18 protein-coding genes are annotated in these 21,137 nt (G+C 73.2%); 4 read left to right on the forward strand and 14 right to left on the reverse strand.

All coding sequences use genetic code 11. The features are described from left to right. Positions 1 to 52: 52 nt before the first annotated feature. Positions 53 to 781 carry a hypothetical protein gene (locus BFV98_RS12085; RefSeq protein ID WP_071096350.1) on the forward strand — a complete coding sequence of 243 codons (729 nt, stop codon included), beginning with the start codon at positions 53 to 55 and terminating at the stop codon, positions 779 to 781. 21 nt (positions 782 to 802) lie between these two features. Here the strand turns inward: BFV98_RS12085 and BFV98_RS12090 are convergent, their stop codons facing one another. Further along, positions 803 to 1,519, reverse strand: coding sequence for a VIT1/CCC1 transporter family protein (locus BFV98_RS12090; protein WP_013284653.1), 717 nt, complete (start codon positions 1,517 to 1,519; stop codon positions 803 to 805). Then, a complete protein-coding gene (map, locus tag BFV98_RS12095; protein ID WP_013284652.1) occupies positions 1,516 to 2,373 on the reverse strand; it encodes a type I methionyl aminopeptidase in 858 nt (285 codons plus the stop codon). The genes BFV98_RS12090 and map overlap by 4 nt, the downstream gene beginning before the upstream one ends. 94 nt (positions 2,374 to 2,467) lie before the next feature. On the opposite strand from map, the gene BFV98_RS12100 reads away from it, so the two are divergent. Together BFV98_RS12100 and BFV98_RS12105 are read left to right on the forward strand one after the other, a co-directional pair. Beyond that, positions 2,468 to 2,779, forward strand: a complete 312-nt coding sequence (locus BFV98_RS12100; RefSeq protein ID WP_030269851.1) for an STAS domain-containing protein — start codon at positions 2,468 to 2,470, stop codon at positions 2,777 to 2,779. 76 nt (positions 2,780 to 2,855) lie between these two features. Beyond that, positions 2,856 to 3,422 carry a GNAT family N-acetyltransferase gene (locus BFV98_RS12105; protein ID WP_013474428.1) on the forward strand — a complete coding sequence of 189 codons (567 nt, stop codon included), beginning with the start codon at positions 2,856 to 2,858 and terminating at the stop codon, positions 3,420 to 3,422. Positions 3,423 to 3,431: 9 nt separating this feature from the next. On the opposite strand, the gene BFV98_RS12110 is transcribed toward BFV98_RS12105, so the two are convergent. The 5 genes from BFV98_RS12110 to BFV98_RS12130 all read right to left on the reverse strand — a co-directional run bounded on the left by BFV98_RS12110 (position 3,432) and on the right by BFV98_RS12130 (position 11,854). Further along, positions 3,432 to 7,115, reverse strand: a complete 3,684-nt coding sequence (locus BFV98_RS12110) for a SpoIIE family protein phosphatase (protein WP_071096352.1) — start codon at positions 7,113 to 7,115, stop codon at positions 3,432 to 3,434. A gap of 204 nt (positions 7,116 to 7,319) precedes the next feature. Next, on the reverse strand, positions 7,320 to 8,039 hold the full coding sequence (locus BFV98_RS12115) for a gamma-glutamyl-gamma-aminobutyrate hydrolase family protein (protein WP_255368092.1): 720 nt from the start codon (positions 8,037 to 8,039) through the stop codon (positions 7,320 to 7,322). Between the two features lie 175 nt (positions 8,040 to 8,214). Then, entirely contained in the window at positions 8,215 to 8,982 is a 768-nt protein-coding gene (locus BFV98_RS12120) for a 3-oxoacyl-ACP reductase (RefSeq protein WP_013284647.1), read from the reverse strand. 5 nt (positions 8,983 to 8,987) lie between these two features. Continuing rightward, positions 8,988 to 10,334, reverse strand: a complete 1,347-nt coding sequence (locus BFV98_RS12125; RefSeq protein ID WP_369830082.1) for an aldehyde dehydrogenase — start codon at positions 10,332 to 10,334, stop codon at positions 8,988 to 8,990. A gap of 155 nt (positions 10,335 to 10,489) precedes the next feature. Continuing rightward, positions 10,490 to 11,854, reverse strand: coding sequence for a glutamine synthetase family protein (locus BFV98_RS12130; RefSeq protein ID WP_030269861.1), 1,365 nt, complete (start codon positions 11,852 to 11,854; stop codon positions 10,490 to 10,492). A gap of 86 nt (positions 11,855 to 11,940) precedes the next feature. On the opposite strand from BFV98_RS12130, the gene BFV98_RS12135 reads away from it, so the two are divergent. After that, a complete protein-coding gene (locus BFV98_RS12135; RefSeq protein ID WP_071096358.1) occupies positions 11,941 to 13,119 on the forward strand; it encodes a sorbosone dehydrogenase family protein in 1,179 nt (392 codons plus the stop codon). 27 nt (positions 13,120 to 13,146) lie between these two features. Here the strand turns inward: BFV98_RS12135 and BFV98_RS12140 are convergent, their stop codons facing one another. The 7 genes from BFV98_RS12140 to pcaF form a co-directional block, all read right to left on the reverse strand. Next, complete coding sequence (locus BFV98_RS12140; RefSeq protein WP_013284643.1) at positions 13,147 to 13,524, reverse strand: nuclear transport factor 2 family protein; 378 nt, start codon at positions 13,522 to 13,524, stop codon at positions 13,147 to 13,149. Between the two features lie 29 nt (positions 13,525 to 13,553). After that, positions 13,554 to 15,128 carry an amino acid permease gene (locus BFV98_RS12145; protein WP_013474418.1) on the reverse strand — a complete coding sequence of 525 codons (1,575 nt, stop codon included), beginning with the start codon at positions 15,126 to 15,128 and terminating at the stop codon, positions 13,554 to 13,556. Between the two features lie 261 nt (positions 15,129 to 15,389). Continuing rightward, positions 15,390 to 16,136 carry an MBL fold metallo-hydrolase gene (locus tag BFV98_RS12150; RefSeq protein ID WP_013284641.1) on the reverse strand — a complete coding sequence of 249 codons (747 nt, stop codon included), beginning with the start codon at positions 16,134 to 16,136 and terminating at the stop codon, positions 15,390 to 15,392. A 47-nt stretch (positions 16,137 to 16,183) separates the two neighbouring features. After that, positions 16,184 to 16,684: a DUF456 domain-containing protein gene (locus BFV98_RS12155; protein WP_013284640.1), complete on the reverse strand. Its 501-nt coding sequence runs from the start codon at positions 16,682 to 16,684 to the stop codon at positions 16,184 to 16,186. A gap of 88 nt (positions 16,685 to 16,772) precedes the next feature. Beyond that, positions 16,773 to 18,923, reverse strand: coding sequence for a bifunctional diguanylate cyclase/phosphodiesterase (locus tag BFV98_RS12160; protein ID WP_013284639.1), 2,151 nt, complete (start codon positions 18,921 to 18,923; stop codon positions 16,773 to 16,775). Positions 18,924 to 18,928: 5 nt separating this feature from the next. Further along, positions 18,929 to 19,747, reverse strand: coding sequence for an SAM-dependent methyltransferase (locus BFV98_RS12165; protein WP_013284638.1), 819 nt, complete (start codon positions 19,745 to 19,747; stop codon positions 18,929 to 18,931). A 116-nt stretch (positions 19,748 to 19,863) separates the two neighbouring features. Further along, the gene (pcaF, locus tag BFV98_RS12170; RefSeq protein WP_013284637.1) at positions 19,864 to 21,069 is read right to left on the reverse strand and encodes a 3-oxoadipyl-CoA thiolase; all 1,206 of its coding nucleotides are present in this window, start codon (positions 21,067 to 21,069) and stop codon (positions 19,864 to 19,866) included. Between the last annotated feature and the right edge of the window lie 68 nt (positions 21,070 to 21,137).

Below are 21,137 nucleotides of genomic sequence, written 5' to 3' on the forward strand. Positions count from 1 at the left end.
CGCACGAGTCGTACAACCGGAAAGCGACAGGCGTGCGGAATGGAGGTGGGCCATGGTCGGCGAACGAGACGCCGAGCGGCGTCTGGACGACCCGCGGTGGCAGGTGGCCGAGCGCGTCGGTGACGCCGTCCTGCGGCGGTTCCCGGCCGATGTGCTGGCGGTCGCCGTACACGGTCCGCTCGCGCACGGCGACGACGACGGCGGCGGGGACCGCGAGGTCGGACTGCTGGTCGTCACCTACCGGCCCGGCGCCGGACCGCCACCCGCCACCCGGCGGGTGGACGGGGTGCTCGTCGACCTGACAGTGGCCGGGGTGGACGACTACCTGCGCCGGGCGACGACGATCACGTCCCGCTGGCCCCTGGCCGCGGACCGGTACGTCACCACCCGCGCCCTGCACGATCCGACCGGCTGGCTGCGAAAACTGCGCGACGAGCACCTGGCGCGCCTGGCACGCGCCCGGCCGGCGGAGTTCACCGGCGCCGCGCGGCAGGCGTGGTACCGGGGCAGCGCGGCGCACGCCCGCGCGTTGCGGCTGGCCGAGTGGTACGAGACGGACCAGGCGCTGCTCATGCTCGGCGAGGCGCGGCTGGCCGCCGCGACAGTGCAGGGACTGTTCAGCCGCACCTATTTCCGCGACCCCGGTGACGCGGTGCGGCGTACCGGGCTGGCCGGGGCGGACATGACCGAGGTGGGTGCGGCGCTGACCCGCCAGGCCGAGGAACTGGCCGCCCGGGGGCGGCCGGTCGACGGCACCGTCGACGACCTGCTGGACGGCTGACGGCCCGCCGACGGCCGACCGTCAGCCGATGCCGCCGCCGACGCCGATCAGCGCGCCGATCAGGTAGGTGGCGCCGGCCGCCAGCGCGCCGAGCAGCAACTGCCGCAGACCGGCACGCCACCAGGCGCGGTTGGTGAACCGGGCCACGATCGCACCGGCGACGAAGAGGCCGACGCCGCCGACGCCGAGCGCCAGCCAGAGGCTGGTGAAACCGAGCAGGTACGGCAGCAGCGGCACCAGCGCGCCGATCGAGAAACAGATGAACGACGAGATCGCGGCGGCCCACGGGCTGGGCTGGTCGTCGGGGTCGACGCCCAGCTCCTCCCGTACGTGCACCCGCAGTGCCTCCTCCGGGTTGGCGCGTACCGCCTCGGCGACCTGCGTCGCCAGCTCGCGGGGCAGTCCACGGGCGACCCAGGCGTCGGCCAGTTCCCGGGCCTCGGCCTCCGGGTGGCGTTCCAGCTCGCGCCGCTCCTTGGCCACCTCGGCGGCGACCTGCTCGTTCGCGGACCGGACACTCGTGTACTCGCCGAGGCCCATCGAGATGGCGCCGGCCACCAGGCCGGCCGTGCCGGTGAGCACCACGCTGCGCGGCGACACCCCGCCGCCGCCCACGCCGGCGATCAGCGCGATGTTGGTGACCAGTCCGTCCATCGCGCCGAAGACGGCCGGACGCAGCCAGCCGCCGGAGACGTCCGCGTGGTGCGCCTCGCGCAGTGCCGCAGGGGTGTCGGTCACGGCAGCGTCAGGATCTCGTAGCCGTCGTCGGTCACGACGATGGTGTGCTCGAACTGGGCCGTCCACCGGCGGTCCTTGGTGACCACCGTCCAGCCGTCGTCCCACATGTCGTACTGGTAGGTGCCGAGCGTGATCATCGGCTCGACGGTGAACGTCATGCCGGGCTCCATCACGTCGGTGGGGCGCGGGCTGTCGTAGTGCGGCACGTAGAGGCCACTGTGGAACGCCTCGCCGATGCCGTGGCCGGTGAAGTCGCGGACCACGCCGTAGCCGAAGCGCTTCGCGTACGACTCGATCACCCGGCCGATGACGTTGATCTGCCGCCCCGGCGCGATGGCCTTGATGCCGCGCATCATCGCCGTGTGGGTCCGCTCGACCAGCAGGCGGGCCTCCTCGCTCACCTCGCCCACGCAGAACGTGGCGTCGGTGTCGCCGTGCACGCCGTTCAGGTACGCGGTGACGTCGACGTTGATGATGTCGCCGTCCTGGAGCACCGTGGTGTCCGGGATGCCGTGGCAGATCACCTCGTTGAGGCTGGTGCAGCACGACTTGGGGAAGCCCCGGTAGCCGAGCGTCGACGGGTAGGCGCCGTGGTCGCAGAGGAACTCGTGCACCACCTTGTCGATCTCGTCGGTGGTCACCCCGGGCTTGCAGTGCTCACCGGCGAGCTGGGTGGCCTGGGCGGCGAGACGCCCCGCGACGCGCATCTTCTCGATGGTCTCCGGCGTCTGCACGTGCGATCCGCGCCACTCCTGGGGGCGCTTCTTACCCACGTACTCCGGGCGTGGGATGTGGGCGGGGACCGCTCGCCACGGGGAGAGCGTGCCGGGGGTCAGCGGCGCACGGACGGTCATGACGCAAGCCTATCGCCGGGACCGGTGTGCCCCTCGCCACAGCCCCGCCGGGCAGGTTGTTGCCGTGCCGCAAACGCTGTGCCATTGTTGCTCCGTGGATCAAGGGGGCGCGGCGCCCGTCTTCTCCGTGACGGCGCAGGCCGACGGCGACCAACTGCGCGTCCAGGTGACCGGCGAGGTCGACATGGCGACCGCCGACACCATGTTCCAGACCGCGCTCCGCGAGCCCGCCAAGCGGCTCACGCTCGACCTGCGGGCGGTCACCTTCTTCGACTCGGCCGCCATCCACGCGGTGGTCCGGCTCGCCCAGCGGTTCCCGGACGCGTTGACCGTGCTGCCGTCGCCGCAGGTCCGGCGCGTGCTGGACATCTCCGGCCTCGGCGACCAGGACTGGCTCGCCGGCTAGATCGAGGGCTGCTCCCCGCGTGAACGCCGTCGACGCGGGACAGCGGGCGGCCCGGCCCGTCACTACGGTGCGGAGGATGGACAGCTCCCATCCGTCGATGGCCGGCGTCGTGCACGAGGCGCCCGGCTCGACCGTACGACTGCGCCCGGTGGCCGAGGACGATCTCGCGATGCTGCGCCGGTTCGCTGTCGAACCCGGGCTGATCGGCCTCGACTGGGCCGGCTTCCAGGACGCCGCCGCGCCGGCCCGCCGCTTCGCCGAGGACGGCTATCTCGGCGACCGGAGCGGTGGCCTGATCGTCCAGGTCGAGCCCCCGGACGCGCCGGTCGGTTACCTCAGCTACCTGCAGCGCGAGAGCGGGCGGGCACCGTACTGGGAGATCGGGATCGTGCTGCTGCCCGAGTGGCGCGGCCGGGGTCTCGGCTGGCGAGCGCAGGCGCTGCTCTGCGACTACCTGTTCAGCCACACCCCGGCGCAGCGCATCCAGGCCGGCACCCATCCGGAGAACGCCGCCGAGCAGCGGTCGCTGGAGAAGGCCGGCTTCCAACTGGAGGGAGTTCTGCGGTCCTGCGAGTTCCGGGCCGGCGCCTGGCGCGACGGGTGGCTCTACAGCCGGCTGCGCGACGACCCGTCGCCGCTGTGACCGGCCGCCTCAGCGGCCCGAGGGCGGCGCCTGGTCGGCCAGCCGGCGGCGCAGCGTCAGCTCGGTGCCGTTCGCGGAACGGGTCACGTTCATCTCCCCCAGCGCCTGGATCAGCGCCAGCCCGCGCCCCCGGAAGGTCGACCCGCTCGACTCCCGCCAGCGTCCGCTGTCCCGGATGGTCGCGGTGACCGTACGGTCGGCGATCGTCACCTCGACCTCGATCGTCGGGTCCACCGGGTCGACCGGGTGCTCGATCGCGTTCGCCGCCGCCTCGGAGACCGCCACGGTCAGGTCGAACAGGTCGGTCTCGCCGACCTGGTGGGCGACGAGGAAGTCCTCCAGCCGCTTGCGGAGCACGCTGAGCCGGGTCGGGTCGGCGGGCAGGCGCAGCGCGAACCGGTTCAGTTCGGCCGCCTCCAGCGCGAGCACCGCCACGTCGTCGTGCCGGGACCGCTCGGCCACCCGGGCCATGACGGCGTCGACCAGGTCCGCCACGTGCCCGGCGCGCGCCGTCGCGTCGGCCCGCAACTGGCCCAGCCCGGCGTCGATGCCCGCGGACCGGTCCTCGATCAGGCCGTCGGTGTAGAGCAGGAGCCGGTTGCCCGGCGCGAGTTCGCCCTCGGCGGCCGGGTAGACGGCGCCGGGGATCGCCCCGATCGGCGGTCCGAGAGCCCGATCGTGCAGGAACGCCACGTCGTCTCCTCGGATCAGCAGGGGTGACGGATGACCCGCGCTCGCGTACCGGATCCTGCCCGTGCGCGGGGAGAAGCCGAGGCAGACCACAGTGGCGAAGGAGCCGCTGCCGGCGGAGTGGACCAGCCGGTTGAGCCGGGTCAGCGCCTCGCCCGGGTCGTAGCCCTCCAGGACGTACGCCCGAAGCGCGTTGCGGAGCTGGCCCATCGCCGCGGCGGCCCGCACGCCCTTGCCCACCACGTCGCCGATGACCAGCACCAGGTCGTCGTCGGCGGTGGCCATCACGTCGTACCAGTCGCCGCCGACCTCCACGTCGGCGCTGCCGGGCAGGTAGCGGCTGGCCACCACCGCGCCGGGCAACTGCGGCAGCGTACGCGGCAGCAGGCTGTGCTGGAGCGTGGTCGCGATGTGGTGCTCGGCCTCGTAGAGCTGGGCGTTCTCCAGCCGCACGCCGATCAGCCGGGCCAGTTCGGTGAGCGCCGCCTCCTCGGTGCCGCCGCCCTCGCGGCGCCACACCCGCAGCTCGCCGAGCTGCTCGCCGGCGGTGCCGGTGAGCGGCAGCACCACTGTCGGCTCGGCGGGCAGGTCGCCGCCGGCGTCCTCCTCGTGGCGGGCTCCGGTGGCGATGACCCGGACCCGTCCGGCCTCGGCCAGGCGCAGCGCGTGCCGGGCGGCCACCCGGACCACCTCGGCGGTGGAACGGGCAGTGTTGATCTCCACAGCGGCGTCGGCGAGTGCCCGCAGCCGGCGGATGATCTGCCCACGCAACTGGCCCAGTTCGACGTTGGCCCGCACCCGGGCCACCAGCTCCTGGCTGGAGAAGGGCTTGGTCAGGTAGTCGTCGGCGCCGGTGGACAGACCCGCGACCTCCTCGGCGGCGCCGGCCCGTGCGGAGAGCAGCACGATCGGCACGTGCCGGGTGGCCGGCTCGGCCCGCAGCGCGGCGACCAGCCCGAAGCCGTCCAGCCGGGGCATCATCACGTCGGTCAGCACCAGGTCGAACGGGGTCTCGACGGCCAGCCGCAGCGCCTCCACGCCGTCCGGCACGGCCACCACCTCGTACGCCGGGGACAGCAGCCGGACGACGTGCTCGCGCAGGTCGGAGTTGTCGTCGGCGAACAGGATGCGCCCGGACCCACCCGGCGCGCCGGACGCCTCCGGCAGCCCGGTGGGGCGGGCCACCTCGTCGGTCCAGAGCGCCGTCTCGGCGACGTACAGGCGGGCCTGCTCCGGTTCGGTCAGCGGGACCGGCGACAGGGCGGCCACCCGGTCGGCGGGCAGGTGCGCGTACCCGAAGGGCATGGTCACGGTGAACGTGGTGCCCCGGTCCACGACGCTGTGCGCGGTCACCGTGCCGCCGTGCATCTCGACCAGCTCGCGGACCAGGGCGAGCCCGATGCCGGTGCCCTCGTGGGTACGCGAGCGGGCGCCGGCCACCCGGTGGAACCGCTCGAAGACCTGCGGCAGTTCCTCCGGCGCGATGCCGACGCCGGTGTCGGTCACCTCCAGGACGGCGGCGCCGTCGTCCGCGCGGACCCGGACCCGGATCTCGCCGTCGAACGTGAACTTGACCGCGTTCGACAGCAGGTTGAGGACGATCTTCTCCCACATGTCCCGGTCGACGTAGACCGGCGCGGGCAGCGGCGGGCAGTCCACCACCAGGCGCAGCCCGGCCCGCTCGGTGGCCGAGCGGAACGTGCTGGCCAGCCGGGAGGTGTAGTCGGACAGGTCGGTGGGCTGGTAGCGGGCGGCCAGCCGGCCGGACTCCAGCCGGGAGAAGTCGAGCACCGTGTTGACCAGCTTGAGCAAACGCAGCCCGTTGCGGTGCATGACGGTGAGCCGGTCCAGGTACCGCTCGGGCAGCTCCCGGTCGGCGAGCATCTCCTCCATCGGCCCGAGGACCAGCGTGAGCGGGGTCCGGAACTCGTGGCTGACGTTGGCGAAGAAGTTGGTCTTGGCGCGGTCCAGCGCGGCCAGCTCGGCGGCGCGGGCGCGCTCCTGCTCGTACGCCCGCTCCTTGCCCACGGCCCGGGACACCTGTGCGGCGACCAGGTCGACGAAGTCGCGGTAGTCGTCGGTGAACGGCAGCCGGCGCGACACCCCGAGCAGCAGCGCGCCGGCCGGCTCGTTCGTGGCGGTCAGCGGCAGCAGGAGCGCCTGGCCGGCGGCGTCCGGCGGCACCGCGCCCGGCAGGTCGGCGGTGGCGATCCAGCGCGGCTCGGTGAACGGCTCGCCCTCGGGCAGGCCGGGCGGCGGATCGGCGACGGTGACCGGATCCACGCCGGAGCAGCCGCCCGGCACGAGTGTGCCGCGCTCGTCGGCGAACCACAGCGCGCTGAACGGCACGTCGGCGCGGTGGGCGTCGAGCACCCGGGCGACGGCCTGGCCCAGTTCGAGCATGCCGGGTACATCGCCCAGCTCGTTGCCCAGCTCGGCGAGGGCGCGCAGCCGGCGCTCGCCGAGCACCCGGCCGGTGGTCTCGTTGACGAAGCAGAACAGACCGCCGACGGTGCCGTCGGCGCTGCGGATCGGGTCGTACGAGACGTCGAAGTAGACGTCCTCCAGGAAACCATGGCGGTCGAGCACGAAGGGGTGGTTCTCGCCCCGGTACGGCACGCCGGTGCGGCGCACGCCGTCCAGCAGCGGGCCGAGCACGTCCCAGGTCTCCGCCCAGTGCAGCCGGGCGGGCTGCCCGATCACGGCCGGGTGCTTGTCGCCGATGGTCGGCCGGTAGGCGTCGTTGTAGAAGGCCAGGTGCTCCTCGCCCCAGAAGACGACCATCTGGGCGCGGGACGACAGCATCGTGCTCACGGCGTGGCACAGCGCCGCGGGCCAACGGTCCGGGCTGCCGAGAGCGGTGGTGGACCAGTCGAAGCCGCGCAGCCGGCCGCCCATCTCACCGCCGGCGGCGAACGCCGCGGCGAGCAGTGGCGGTAGGGACGCCTCGCCGGCCGCCGGGGACGAACGACCGTCCTCCCCGCCCCCGTGGGCCGAGCTCATGCAGCCTCCCGCTCCGGCCATGATCATGACGGCCGGCGATTCTCCGCCGACCGTCCCCGCCTACTACCCCGACGGACGAGCAACGTAACGCACCCGCACCGTTCGACGCTGCTTACCTCCGCCTCATCCTGGCGTAACCGACGCTCCGGGGCGACTCGGGCGGTCCTCGCCTGGTCGGCGGGCCGCCGATTCGGCTGTCCGCACCTACGAAACGCGGGTGTGTGATCTGGCCGACATCGCGGCCCGGACCAGCGCGGCCACCGGCCGCGGCTCGGCCTCGTTCTCCGGATGCCACTGCACCCCGAGCACGAACCGCCGCGCCGGATCCTCCACCGCCTCGATCACCCCGTCGTCGGCCCAGCCGGTCACCGCCAGGCCGCCGGGGTCGGCCACCGCCTGATGGTGGTACGAGTTGACCCGGTCCACCCCGGCCATCACCTCGGCGGCCCGGCTGCCGGCGGCGAAGCGCACCGGATGCGACCCGTAGACGCCCGGCGCGGGACGGTGCCCGTCGTGCCCGACCACATCCGGCAGGTGCTGGTGCAGCAGGCCGCCGTACGCCACCGCCAGCAGTTGCATCCCCCGGCACACACCCAGCACCGGCAGGTCCGCGGCGAGCGCGGCGGTCAGCAGCGTCGTCTCCCCCGCGTCGCGCTCCGGCCGGCTCTCGGTACGCGGGTCCGGCGGCTCGCCGTACCGCTCCGGCCCGACGTCCGCGCCGCCGGCCAGCAGCAGCCCGTCCAGCAACCCCAGCACGTCCGCGTCGGCGTCGTCCGGGGGCAGCACGACGGCCCGGCCGCCCGCCGCGGTGACCGCCCGGACGTACGCGTGCGGCACGAGCGTCGCCGGCACGTCCCGCCACACCGCCCAGCCGGCCGGCTCGACGTACGCGGTGATGCCGATGACCGGCCTTCTCGCGCTCACAGCGCCAGCCTGGGTTCGCGACTGCGGGGCTCGCAAGACCGGCTCACTCCTCGCACTCACAATGCCGGCCTGGTTCGCGACTGCGGGGCTCGCAACACCGGCTCACTCCTCGCGCTCACAATGCCGGCCTGGGTTCGCGACTGCGGGGCTCGCAAGACCGGCTCACTCCTCGCGCTCACAGGGGGGTGACGTACGCGCCGGTGATGCCGCCGTCGACGACGAACTGCGCTGCGGTCATGAACGAGGCGTCGTCGCTGGCGAGGAACGCCACAGCGGCGGCGATCTCGGCCGGGTCGCCGAACCGGCCCATCGGCACGTGCACCAGCCGCCGGGCGGCCCGCTCCGGGTCCTTGGCGAACAACTCCAGCAGCAGCGGCGTCGCCACCGGCCCGGGGCACAGCGCGTTGACCCGGATGCCCTCGCGGGCGAACTGCACGCCCAGTTCCCGGGTCATCGCCAGCACCCCGCCCTTGCTCGCCGTGTACGCGATCTGCGACGTGGCAGCGCCCATCAGCGCCACGAACGAGGCGGTGTTGATGATCGAGCCCTTGCCCTGGCGGCGCATGTGCGGGATGACGTACTTGCAGCACAGGTACACGCTCGTGGTGTTGACCCGCAGCACCCGTTCCCAGGCGTCCAGGCCGGTCTCCAGGATCGAGTCGTCCTCAGGCGGCGAGATGCCCGCGTTGTGGAACGACACGTCCACCCGGCCGTGCCGCTGCACCACCCCGTCGAACAGGTCACGCACCGCCGTCTCGTCGGCCACGTCGGCGGCGACGAACTCGCCACCCACCTCCTGCGCGGCCCGGGTGCCGGCGTCGGCGTCGATGTCCACGCAGACCACCCGGGCGCCCTCGGCGGCGAAACGCCGTACGGTGGCCAGCCCGATGCCGCTGCCCGCGCCGGTCACCACTGCCACCCGGTCGGAAAGCCGTCCCTGCACTGTGATCACTCCTCGGTGCCGATGAACACGTTCTTGACGTCGGTGAAGGCGTGCAGCGCGTCCGGACCCAGCTCCCGGCCCAGGCCGGAACGCTTCATCCCGCCGAACGGGGTCCAGTAGCGCACCGAGGAGTGCGAGTTGACGCTGAGGTTGCCCGACTCGACGGCGCGGGCCACCCGCACCGCGCGCCCGACGTCCCGGGTCCAGATCGAGCCGGAGAGCCCGTACTCGGTGTCGTTGGCGAGCCGGATCGCGTCCGCCTCGTCGTCGAACGGGAGCACCGAGACGACCGGGCCGAAGACCTCCTCCCGCCAGTGCCGATCGGCCGGGGAGCCGGCGAGCAGCACAGTCGGGGCGTACCAGAAGCCGGGGCCGTCGGGGCACGAGCCGGTGAATGCGACGTCCGCCCCGTCGACGTACCCGGCGACCCGGTCCCGGTGCGCGGCGGAGATCAGCGGGCCCATCTCGGCGCTCTCCCGGGCCGGGTTCTCCACCCGGAACGCCCGCACGGCCGGTTCGAGCAGTTCCAGGAACCTGTCGTACACCCGGCGCTGGACCAGGATCCGGGAGCGGGCGCAGCAGTCCTGGCCCGCGTTGTCGAAGACCGCGTACGGCGCGGTCGCAGCCGCCTTCTCCAGGTCCGCGTCGGCGAAGACGATGTTCGCCGACTTGCCGCCCAGCTCCAGCGTCACCCGTTTCACCTGGGCCGCGCAGCCGGCCATGATCCGGGTGCCGACCTCGGTCGAGCCGGTGAAACAGATCTTGCGGACCGCCGGGTGGGTGACGAACCGCTCGCCGACCACGCTGCCCCGGCCGGGCAGCACTGTGAACACGCCGTCGGGCAGGCCGGCGTCGCGGGCCAGGTCGGCCAGGCGCAGCGCGGTCAGCGGGGTCAGCTCGGCCGGCTTCAGCACCACCGTGTTGCCGGCCGCGAGCGCCGGGGCGAACCCCCAGCCGGCGATCGGCATCGGGAAGTTCCACGGCACGATCACGCCGACCACGCCCAGCGGCTCGTGGAACGTGACGTCGAGCCCGCCGGGCACCGGGATCTGGTGGCCGGTCAGCCGTTCCGGCGCGCCCGCGTAGTAGTCGAGCACGTCCCGGACGTTGCCGGCCTCCCAGCGGGCGTTGCCGATGGTGTGCCCGGCGTTGCGCACCTCCAGGAGGGCCAGCTCCTCCAGGTGCGCGTCGACCTGGGCGGCGAACCGCCGCAGCAGCCGCCCCCGATCCCCCGGCGCCACGTGCCGCCACGTCTCGAACGCCGCAGCCGCCCGCGAGACAGCGGCATCCACGTCCTCCACGGAGCACCCCGGAACGACCCCGATCCCCGCCCCGTCAACAGGCGAGATCACCTCACCCACGCGTCCCCCTCCCCTCACCTCGGCGATCTTGCAGTTGCTGCCCCGGCGAAAGCCGCACAACACCCGCGCCGAGGGCCGCAAGTGCAAGATCGCGGGAGCGAGAGGGCGAGGGCGCGGGCGCGGGCGAAGGCGAGGGCGCGTACACGTCAGAGGCGTTCGAAGCCACGGGTCAGCTCCCAGTCCGTCACCGCGGCGTCGAAGGCGGTCAGCTCGACCTTCGCCTGGTTGGCGTAGTGGGCGGCCACCTCGTCGCCGAACGCCTCCCGGGCCACCTCCGAGCGCTGCCACAGGTCCAGCGCGTCACGCAACGTCGTGGGCACCCGCTCGGCGTCCGGGTCGTCGTACGCGTTGCCGGTGCACTCGTCCGCCAGCTCCAGCTCGTTCTCGATGCCGTGCACCGCGCCGGCCACCAGCGCGGCGATCGCCAGGTACGGGTTGACGTCGGCCCCCGGCACCCGGTTCTCCACCCGCATCCCCTGCCCGTGCCCGACCAGCCGCAGCGCGCAGGTGCGGTTGTCGGTGCCCCAGCGCAAAGCGGTCGGCGCGAACGAGCCGGGCTGGTAGCGCTTGTAGGAGTTGATGTTGGGCGCGAAGAACAGGCTGAACTCGCGCATGGTGGCGAGCAGCCCGGCCAGCACCCGCTGCCCGGTGACGCTCAGGTGCGCCGGCCCGTCCCCCAGCATCGCCGAGGAGCCGGAGGCGTCGCGCAGCGAGAAGTGGATGTGGCAGGAGTTGCCCTCCCGCTCGTTCGGCTTCGCCATGAACGTGATCGCCATGCCCTCCTGGGCGGCGATCTCCTTGGCGCCGTTCTTGTAGATGACGTGGTGGTCGGCGCAGCGCACCGCCTCGTCGTACCGGAAGGCGATCTCGTGCTGGCCGAGGTTGCACTCGCCCTTCGCGCTCTCCGGGGTGAGCCCGGCGCCGGCCATCTCGGTGCGGATGCGGCGCAGCAGCGGCTCGACACGGGCGGTGCCGAGCAGTGAGTAGTCCACGTTGTACTGGTTGGCCGGCGTCAGGTCGCGGTAGCCGCGCTGCCACGCCTCCTCGTACGAGTCGCGGTAGAGCACGAACTCCAGTTCGGTGCCGGCGTACGCGGTCAGCCCGTGCGCGGCCAGCCGGTCGAGCTGCTTGCGCAGGATCTGCCGGGGCGAGGCGACCACCGGGCCGGAGCCGTCCAGCCACTCCAGGTCGGCCAGCAGCAGCGCGGACCCGGGTTGCCAGGGCATCCGGCGCAGCGTGTCCAGGTCGGGGCGCATGGCGAAGTCGCCGTAGCCGCGTTCCCAGCTCGACATCGCGTACCCGTCGACGGTGTTCATGTCGACGTCCACGGCGAGCAGGTAGTTGCAGCCCTCGCTGCCGTGCGTGACCACCTGGTCGAGGAAGTAGGGCGCGTGGAACCGCTTGCCCTGCAGGCGGCCCTGCATGTCGGTGAGCGCGAGCACCACCGTGTCGATCTCACCCTCGGTGACGGCGACCCGCAACTGTTCCAGCGAGAGCGGCGTTGGTTTCATCAGGGGCCTCCATCACCAAGGTCTACTGGCAAACCGGATCACCGTCAATGCCCCGGCGAGGCCGGGTGCGAAACCGGGGAGTGCACATGCGCCGTCGTACCGTCGCGGTCGTCGCCGCCGTCCTCGCGATCGTGCTCGCAGCGACCGACGCCCACGCCGGCAACCGGCCCACCGGCCGCCCGGCCGCGGACGGCCCCGACCGGCCGGTCACCGCCGACGCGCACCAGCGCCCGGTCGCGCTCGACCTGCGCGGCTTCGACGGGCGTGCCGGCTGGTCCGGCTACGACCTGACCCGTCCCCGCGTCGTCGCGACCGGGCTGGAGGCGCCGTGGGGGCTGGCCTTCCTGCCCGACGGCAGCGCCCTGGTCGCGCAGCGGGACCAGGGCACGATCCTGCGCGTACGCCCGGGTCGCCCGGCCCGGCAGGTGGCCCGGATCGCCGACGTAGCCGCGGGCGGCGAGGCGGGCCTGCTCGGGCTCGCGGTCTCCCCCCGGTACCGCCGGGACAGGTGGGTCTACGCCGCCTACACCACGGCTGCCGACATCCGGATCGTCCGGTTCCGCCTCGGCTCGTCCCAGCCGCCGCAGGTGCTGGTGAGCGGCATCGCCCGCAGCGCGGTCCACGACGGCGGCCGGATCGCGTTCGGCCCCGACGGCATGCTCTACGCCGGGATCGGCGACGCCGGGGTGTCCGCCCGCGCGCAGGACCTGACCAGCCGCAACGGCAAGATCCTGCGGATCCGCCCGGACGGCGGCGTGCCGGCCGGCAACCCGTTCCCCGGCTCGCTGGTCTACAGCTACGGCCACCGCAACGTGCAGGGCCTCGCCTGGGACCGGCAGGGGCGGCTGTTCGCCACCGAGTTCGGGCAGAGCACCTGGGACGAGGTGAACCGGATCGTGCCCGGCGGCAACTACGGCTGGCCGCTCGTCGAGGGCGTCGCCGGTGATCCCCGGTTCCGCGACCCGGTCGTCGTCTGGCCGCCCGCGCAGGCGTCCCCGAGCGGTGCCGCGTTCACCAGGGGCACGCTCTACGTCGCCGCGCTGCGCGGCGCCCGGCTCTGGGCGGTGCCCGTCGACGCCGCCGGCCGCGTCGGCGTACCCGTGGCGGAGCTGGTCGGCACGTACGGCCGCCTGCGTACCGTCGAGGTCGCGCCGGACGGCGCGCTCTGGGTGGCGACCAGCAACCGCGACGGCCGCGGCACCCCGGCGGCCGGCGACGACCGCATCCTCCGCTTCCCGCTCACCCACCGCCGCCCCACGATCTGACCCCTTCGGTACGCGGACAGCCCGCCGTCACATGGGCTGGACCCAGGCGGATCGCCACTGCGGGGACGGGTCCGCACCGAGGCTGGTCCAGTACTCCCGGCCGTCGGCGATCCGCCCGTCGCGCACGGTCCAGAACGACGCGACGCGGTGCACGCCCATCTCCTCGTGCGGCACCTCCACCTCGGACACCACAGTGTCGCCGGATGCCACCACCCGCAGTACCCGGATCGACCAGCCCTCCGGGTACTCGGCGTTGATCTTCACGTAGTGGTCGCGGCCCACGATCCGCTCGGCGCTGACCGGCCACTCGACCACCACGTCGTCGGCCAGCAGGTCGCCGACGCCGGTCCAGTCCCGGGCCTGCATGCGATCCCACAACGCGCGTACCACCGCTTCCGAGTCCATTGCCGGATCATGGCAGGACCCACCGACAGCTACGACGGCTCGGCAGGCTCGGGCTCGGGCTCGGCCTGGTCGACTGTGCGGCGCGGGCCGGTGAACCACTTGCGGGCCGAGGCGTACCACCAGATCGCGACGCCGAGCAGCACGCCACCGATCGCGATGGGCGCGTAGTTCACAGCCGTCCAGCTGAAGTCGGGGTTGCCGGGCACACCCGCCGGGACGATCGGCAGCACGAAGTAGACCGAGATGACCGCGATCTCGACCACCGCGATCCAGCCGAGCAGCTTGTAGCGGCGGCCGAGCGTCCACGGGCCCGGGGTGAACCGGTCGCCCATCCGCAGCCGCAGGAAGATCGGGATGATGAAGGACAGGTACAGCCCGATCACCGCGACCGACACCACCGCGTAGAACGCGACCGGGATGCCGCCGCGCTGGTAGAGCGCGGGCAGTGTGAGCACCAGCCCGGCCAGCGTCGCGCCGATGATGGCGTTGACGGGCGTGCCGTTGCGGTTCACCTTCGACCAGAGTTTCCAGCCGGGCACCGCGCGGTCCCGGCTGAACGCGTACGCCATCCGCGACATCGACGTCACGCAGCTCATGCCGCAGAAGAACTGCCCGATGGTGGAGATGATGATGACGGCCTTGAAGAAGAACGGCGTCAGCGCGCTCTCGAAGATCGCCCCGGAGAAGCCGCCCGCCTCGTTGATCGCGTCCACGTCGGTGGCCGCGAACAGGAACGCCAGCAGCAGGATCCAGCCGCCCACCGCCGAGTAGAAGATCGACCGCCACAGCCCCTGCGCGGCGGCCTTGGACGCGCCCCGGGTCTCCTCGGAGACGTGCGCGCAGGCGTCGAAGCCGGTGATCGTGTACTGCGTGAGCAGGAAGCCCAGCGGCAGCACGTAGAACCAGAACGCCAGCCCGCCGGTCTCGCCGTCACCGAAGCCGGAGTTGTTGAACCGCTCGGTGAACACGAACTGGAAGCTCTGGTGGTTGTCCGGGACCAGGACCAGGATCAGCACCACGGCGGCCGCGCCGGCGACGTGCCACCAGACCGAGACGTTCTGGAGTACGTCGATGATCCGGTGCCCGTAGATGTTGATCAGCCCGTGCAGCGCGAGGATCACCACGAACAGCCCGAACGTCTGGTGCCCGGTGCCGGCCCAGCCGTCGAACAGCGCCGACAGCGTCAGGTTGAGGAACGTGGCGCAGCCGTAGTCGACCGACGCGGTCACCGCGACCAGCCCGATCAGGTTGAGCCAGCCGGTGAACCAGCCGTGCACCGGCCGGCCCATCGTCGCCGCCCACCAGTAGATCCCGCCCGCTGTCGGGTACGCCGACACCAACTCGGCCAGGCAGAAGCCGATGATCAGGATGAACAGCGAGATCAGCGGCCAGCCCCAGGAGATCGCCACCGGGCCGCCGTTGTTCCACGCCTGGCCGAACGTGGTGAAGCAGCCGGCCAGGATCGAGATGATGGAGAACGAGATCGCGAAGTTGGAGAAGCCGCTCCACTTGCGGCGCAACTCCTGTTTGTAGCCGAGTTCGGCGAGTCGTCGGGCGTCGTCGTCCATCGGCTGCTCGGCGGTCGGCGCGGGCGTCGTGGCCACTGCACACCTCCTCGAGGCGATGCTCGTGCGAGTGCTCGCAGTGTGCTCCCGGCCGATCAAGGCGGTCAATACGTGCCCCCGTAATTGCGTTGTCGCCCGATCCCACCCGGGGCATCATTGTGGGCGTGACCAGGCCCGACCCGACGGGCCGGCACCGGGCGCTCGGCAACGCCCGGTCCGCGGCGGCGCGCGGCGTCCACCTCTCTCTCACTGAAGTACGGCGATCGGCCGTACCCTCCGGACGCCCCGCGCCGCCGCTCCCTACCGGCCGACGGTCACCGTCAGCCCGGGCGCAGCCACCTCCACCGGGCCGGCGAACCCGCGCCGTACGGCGGCCAGCGCCTCCCGCGGCTCCGTCCCCGGCCACAGATGGGTGAGCAGCAGGCGCCGCACCCCGGCCTCGGCGGCGTACCGGCCGACCTCGACGGCGCTGGACAGGTTCCCCTCGTGCCGCTGCGGGATGTCGTCCGGATAGGTCGCCTCCGCGATCAGCAGGTCCGCGTCGCGGGCCAGCTCCACCAGCGCCGGGCTGGGTCCGGTGTCCCCGGTGTAGGCGAGCACCAGGCCCGCCGCCGAGAACCGGGCTCCGGCGTTCGGCACCCAGTGCGGCAACGCGAACGTCCGCACCTCGTACGGCCCGAGACGCAGCGTCTCCCCCGGGGTGAACCCGGTCAGCCGGTACCCGGGTTCGAGCAGGCCCGGCTCGTCGATCGCGAGCAGTCCGGCGAGGCTGCCGGTGGGGGCGTACACCGGCAGGGGCGGCCCGGACCGGTTCGCGAGCACCCGGGCGCGGACCAGCGGTTGCAGGTCGGCGCAGTGGTCGGGGTGGCCGTGGCTGACGTAGACGGCGTCGACGTGCTCCGCCCTCGTGAGCGCCAGCAACGGTTGCAGCGTCGCGTAGCCGGGGTCGATCAGCAGCCGGAAGCCGTCGTGTTCGACGAGGAAGCCGGCGCAGGCCTGGTGGGCGGTGGGGAAGGCGCCGAGGCCGCCCAGGACTGTTGTCCGCATCCGGTCGACCGTACCGGTGGGGTAGCCGCCGGGTGGTCCGGCGACGGTCAGACGAACAGCAGCCCCGCGACCCACAGCGCGGCGATCATCAGGCCGGCGGTGAACTCCAGGACCATCGACAACCCGGCGGCCTTGAGCGCCTGCACCGTGGCCGGCCAGGCGAGGCGGGTGTCGCCGAGCCGCAGCCGTTCGGCGCCGAAGATCCCGCCGACGAAGCCGATCGGCAGCCCGACCACCGGGATCACGAAGAACCCGACCACGCCGAGCAGGCCGCCCGCCAGCAGCGAGGTGGTGGGCACGCCGGTCCGCTTCAGGTTGCGCCCCGGCCAGAGGTACTTGAGCACGGTGCCACCGGCGGCGATCGCCGTGGCGGCGGCGAGCACCGCCCAGCGGCCCGGCCCGGCGTCGCCGAACAGCGTCCACACCAGTACGCCGCCCCAGCACAGCGGCAGCGCCGGTAACCCGGGCACCACCACCCCGGCCAGGCCGGCGACGATCGCCAGCGCGGCGACCACCGACACCACAGCCTGCGAATCGGTGAGGCTCACCGGTTCTCCCTTCCTCGCCTGCCGCGTGCGCGGGAGGTGTTAAGCGGGGCCCCCTCCTCTACCGGAGGCGTTAAGAGGGGGCCCTTCCTTACCCGCCCAGGCGGGCGCGGATGCCGTCGGCGGGCATCGGGGCCCCGAACAGCCGGCCCTGCCCGGTGTCGCAGCGCAGCGCCCGCAGCCGTTCGGCCTGCACCTCGGTCTCCACCGCCTCGGCCGTCACCGACAGCTCCAGCGCGTGCGCCAGCCGGACCAGCGCGTCCACGATCCGCTCGTCCCGATGGTCGGCGACCGCGTCCCCGCCGTCACCCCGGATCCCCTCGACGAACGGGCCGGCCAGCTTCACGCAGTGGATCGGCAGCCGCCGCAGGTACGCGAGGTTCGAGTAGCCGGTGCCGAAGTCGTCGATGGCCAGCCGCAGCCCGAGGCCGGCGAGCTGGTGCAGCGTCCGCAGCGGCTCGCCGGCGCTGCCCATGACGGCGCTCTCGGTCAGCTCCAGCTGCAACAGCTCGGCCGGCAGGCCGGTGTGCTGCAACGCCTCCGCCACCGTCTCCACGATGGCCGGGTCGTCGGCCTGCCGGGCGGCCAGGTTGACGCTCACCACCGGCGTGGTGTCCGGGTACGCGCGCCGCCACGACTCGGCGTCGCGGCACGCCTGACGCAGCACCCAGGCGCCGAGCCGGACGATCAGGCCGGTCTCCTCGGCCAGCCCGATGAACCGGTCCGGCCCGATCAGCCCCAGCTCCGGGTGCTGCCAGCGCACCAGCGCCTCGACCGCCACCATCGTGCCGTCCAGCAGCGACACGATCGGCTGGTAGTGCAGCACGAACTCGCCCCGGTCCAGCGCGGCGGGCAGGTTCGCGGCCAGCGCGGAGCGGGCGATGTCGGCGGCGCTGCGCTCCGGGTCGTACACCGCCCAGCGGCCCCGGCCCTCCGCCTTGGCCCAGTAGAGCGTGGTGTCGGCGGCCTTCATCAGGTCGCCGACGCTCGTCTCCGCCGCCGGGCACTCCACGATGCCGATGCTCGCCGACACGGCGAGCTGCTGGTCACCGACGTGCACCGGCGCGGACACCGCGGCCAGCGCCAGCTCGGCGACCTCCACCGCGTCGTCGATGCCGCCGTCGGAGTCGACCAGGATGACGAACTCGTCGCCACCCATCCGGGCCACCAGGTGGCCGCGCCCGGCCACGCAGTCGCTGAGCCGGCGGGCGATCACCTTGAGCAGCCGGTCGCCCAGGTCGTGGCCGAGGCTGTCGTTCACCGCCTTGAAGCCGTCCAGGTCGATGAAGCACAGCCCGACGCGCTGCTCCGGACCGGCGCCGTCGAAGACGTCGCCGAGCGTCTCGAAGAACAGCGTCCGGTTGGGCAGGCCGGTCAGCGGGTCGTGCAGCGCCTGGAAGCGCAGCCGCTGCTGCAACTCGTACCGCTGGGTGATGTCCTCCACCATCGCCACGGTGAACCGGGGCCGGCCGTCGTCGTGCCGGATGAGCGAGACCGCGAGGTCGGTCCAGACCACGCTGCCGTCCTTGCGGTAGTAGCGCTTCTCCACCCGCGCGCTGTCCCGCTTGCCCTCGATCAGCTCCTGGTACAGCTCCCACATCCCGGCCGCGTCGTCGGGGTGGAACAACGCCGAGACGTTCATCCGCCGCATCTCCGCGACGGCGTAGCCGAGCATGTCCGCGAACGACTGGTTGACCTCGATGATCTGCCCGTCCACCCCGGCGATGCCGATGCCGATGGCGGCGCCGGTGAAGACCGCCCGGAACCGCGCCTCGCTGTCCCGCAGCGCCTGCTCGACGGTGTCCCGGGCCTGCCACGCGGACCGGGCGATCCGCTCCTGCTGGCTGAAGACCCGGTCGCGCAGCGCGCGGGCGAACCCGGCGGCGAACGCGCCCTGGAGCAGCGCGACCCGCTCACGCAGCTCCGGCGACTCGGTGCGCGACGGCAGCACCCAGGGCAGGAACCGGTCGCCGAGCGCCTGCACCGACCAGTCGAGCACGCCGGGCTCGGTGAGGTGCGCCTGGACCAGGGCACGCCCCACCTCCTCCGCCGGGCGGGCGGAGAAGGTGGGGGCGAGCAGGGCCTCGCCGAGTCGCTCGGTGAGCGGCACCAGCAGGCGCTCGGTCTCGGCCGCGCTCAGCGGCACGAACCCGATACGGCGCACCGCGCGAGCCCACTCGGCGGCGTACGCGGCGGCGCCGGGCCGGCTGACGTCTCCCCCGTCGCTGTCCGGGGCGCGCATGGGGCTCAGCCGTCGGCGCGGTCGTGCCGGGCGACGCCGCCGAAGGCCCCGAACCGCTCCGGGTGCTCGTCCACGTCCGACGGGGAGTCGGGCCGCCACAGCGGCATGTGCACGACGCCCGGTTCGAGGATCGTCCAGTCGCCGAAGAAGCCGGTGATCTCGGCCCGCGAGCGCAGCGTGATCTCGGTGGCGGTACGCGCCGACAGCCGCTGCGCGTCCAGCATCTCCTGCGGCTGGTCCTCGAACGTGGAGTGGGAGATGACCAGGTAGCTGCCGGGTGCGGCGGCGGCGCGCAGCGTGGCCAGGATGTCGGCCGGGCGGTCGGCGTCGGGCACGAAGTGCACCACGCCGGCGAGCAGGATGCCCAGCGGCCGGTCGAAGTCGATCAGGCCGCTGGCGCGGGCGTGGTCCAGGATCAGCTTCGGCTCGCGCAGGTCGGCCAGGATCGCCGTGGCCCGGTCGTTGCCGGCGAGCAGTTCGTGGCTGTGCGCCACGGCAACCGGGTCGATGTCCACGTACACGATGCGGGCGTCCGGGTCGGCGGCCTGGGCGACCTCGTGCACGTTGCCGACGGTGGGGATGCCGGAGCCGACGTCGAGGAACTGGTCGATGCCGGCGTCGAGCAGCACCCGTACGGCCCGGCGCAGGAACTCCCGCCCGGAGCGCATGGTGGCGGCCAGGTTCGGCGTCATCGCCGCGATCTGTTCGGCGAGCTGCCGGTCGATCTCGAAGTTGTGCGCCCCACCGAGGAAGTAGTCGTAGACCCGGGCGGCGCTCGGCCGGGTCAGGTCGATCTCGGTGGGCAGGCTCTCCGGCGTCTGCATCGCTCGGTCCCCCAGGTCGTCGTCCGCCGTCGATGGCGGATCATGTGGTCCAGACCACTCTAGGCCGGTACGGCCGGGTTCGGGAGATCCACTGGAGGCGATGCCGGCGGCCCGGTTCAGGCGGCCGACTCCAGCAGCAGCGAGATGCCCTGGCCGACACCGATGCACATGGTGGCGAGCGCCCGCCGGCCGCCCCTTCGGCGCAGTTCCAGCGCGGCGGTCAACGCCAGCCGGGCACCGCTGGCGCCGAGCGGGTGACCCAGCGCGATGGCCCCGCCGCCGGGGTTGACGTGCTCGGCGTCCTCCGGCAGGCCCAGCTCGCGCAGCACCGCCACCGACTGCGCGGCGAACGCCTCGTTCAGCTCGATCACGTCCACGTCGGCGAGCGACAGGCCCGTGCGGTCGAGCAGCTTCCGGGTCGCCGGAACCGGACCGATGCCCATGATCCGCGGCGGTACGCCTGCCGACGCGGCACCGCGTACCCGGGCCAGCGGGGTGAGGCCGTAGCGCTCGACGGCGGCCGCGGAGGCGACCAGCAGCGCGACGGCGCCGTCGTTGACGCCGGAGGAGTTGCCGGCGGTCACAGTGCCGCCCTCGCGGAACGGGGTGGGCAGCGCCGCGAGCTTCTCCAGCGACGTCTCGCGCGGGTGCTCGTCGGCCTCGACCAGCTTCGTCTCGCGCTTGCCCGCGGGCACCGTCACCGGGACGATCTCCTCGGCCAGCCGGCCGTCGGCCTGCGCCTTGGCGGCCCGCTGCTGCGACCGGTACGCGAAGGCGTCCTGCGCGGCCCGGTCCACGCCGAACTCCGCTGCCACGTTCTCCGCCGTCTCCGGCATCGAGTCGATGCCCCACCCCTTGCGCATCAGCGGGTTCACCAGCCGCCAGCCGATCGTGGTGTCGTACACCTCGGCGGTGCGGGCGAACGGCGTGGCCGCCTTCGGCATGACGAACGGCGCGCGGCTCATGCTCTCCACGCCGCCGGCCACCACCAGGTCGGCCTCCCCGGCGACGATCGCGCGGGCGGCGGAGGCGAGCGCGTCCAGGCCGGAGCCGCAGAGCCGGTTGACGGTGCTGCCCGGCACCTCCTCCGGCAGGCCGCCGAGCAGCGCGGCCATCCGGGCCACGTTGCGGTTGTCCTCGCCGGCCTGGTTGGCGCAGCCCAGGATCACGTCGTCGGTGCGGGCCCAGTCGACCGAGGGGTGGCGGGCCACCAGCTCGCGGACGACGTGCGCGGCCAGGTCGTCGGGGCGGACCCCTGCCAGCGCGCCGGCGTACCGGCCGATCGGGGTGCGGACTCCGGCAACGAGATAGGCCACTGTCATCGCGCGTACGTCCTTCGGGGGTGGGAAGGGGTCGGTCGGCGGGTCGCGGGGGTACCCGGCGCCAGGAT

It is taken from the genome of Micromonospora sp. WMMB235, assembly GCF_001855515.1.
Lineage (GTDB): Bacteria > Actinomycetota > Actinomycetes > Mycobacteriales > Micromonosporaceae > Micromonospora > Micromonospora aurantiaca.

Coding starts and splice junctions, on each gene's coding strand:
- BFV98_RS12085 (WP_071096350.1), top strand. CDS start 53: ATGGTCGGCGAACGAGACGCCGAGCGGCGTCTGGACGACCCGCGGTGG.
- map (WP_013284652.1), bottom strand. CDS start 2,373: ATGACCGTCCGTGCGCCGCTGACCCCCGGCACGCTCTCCCCGTGGCGA.
- BFV98_RS12105 (WP_013474428.1), top strand. CDS start 2,856: ATGGACAGCTCCCATCCGTCGATGGCCGGCGTCGTGCACGAGGCGCCC.
- BFV98_RS12110 (WP_071096352.1), bottom strand. CDS start 7,115: ATGAGCTCGGCCCACGGGGGCGGGGAGGACGGTCGTTCGTCCCCGGCG.
- BFV98_RS12130 (WP_030269861.1), bottom strand. CDS start 11,854: ATGAAACCAACGCCGCTCTCGCTGGAACAGTTGCGGGTCGCCGTCACC.
- BFV98_RS12135 (WP_071096358.1), top strand. CDS start 11,941: ATGCGCCGTCGTACCGTCGCGGTCGTCGCCGCCGTCCTCGCGATCGTG.
- BFV98_RS12140 (WP_013284643.1), bottom strand. CDS start 13,524: ATGGACTCGGAAGCGGTGGTACGCGCGTTGTGGGATCGCATGCAGGCC.
- BFV98_RS12150 (WP_013284641.1), bottom strand. CDS start 16,136: ATGCGGACAACAGTCCTGGGCGGCCTCGGCGCCTTCCCCACCGCCCAC.
- BFV98_RS12160 (WP_013284639.1), bottom strand. CDS start 18,923: ATGCGCGCCCCGGACAGCGACGGGGGAGACGTCAGCCGGCCCGGCGCC.
- BFV98_RS12165 (WP_013284638.1), bottom strand. CDS start 19,747: ATGCAGACGCCGGAGAGCCTGCCCACCGAGATCGACCTGACCCGGCCG.
- pcaF (WP_013284637.1), bottom strand. CDS start 21,069: ATGACAGTGGCCTATCTCGTTGCCGGAGTCCGCACCCCGATCGGCCGG.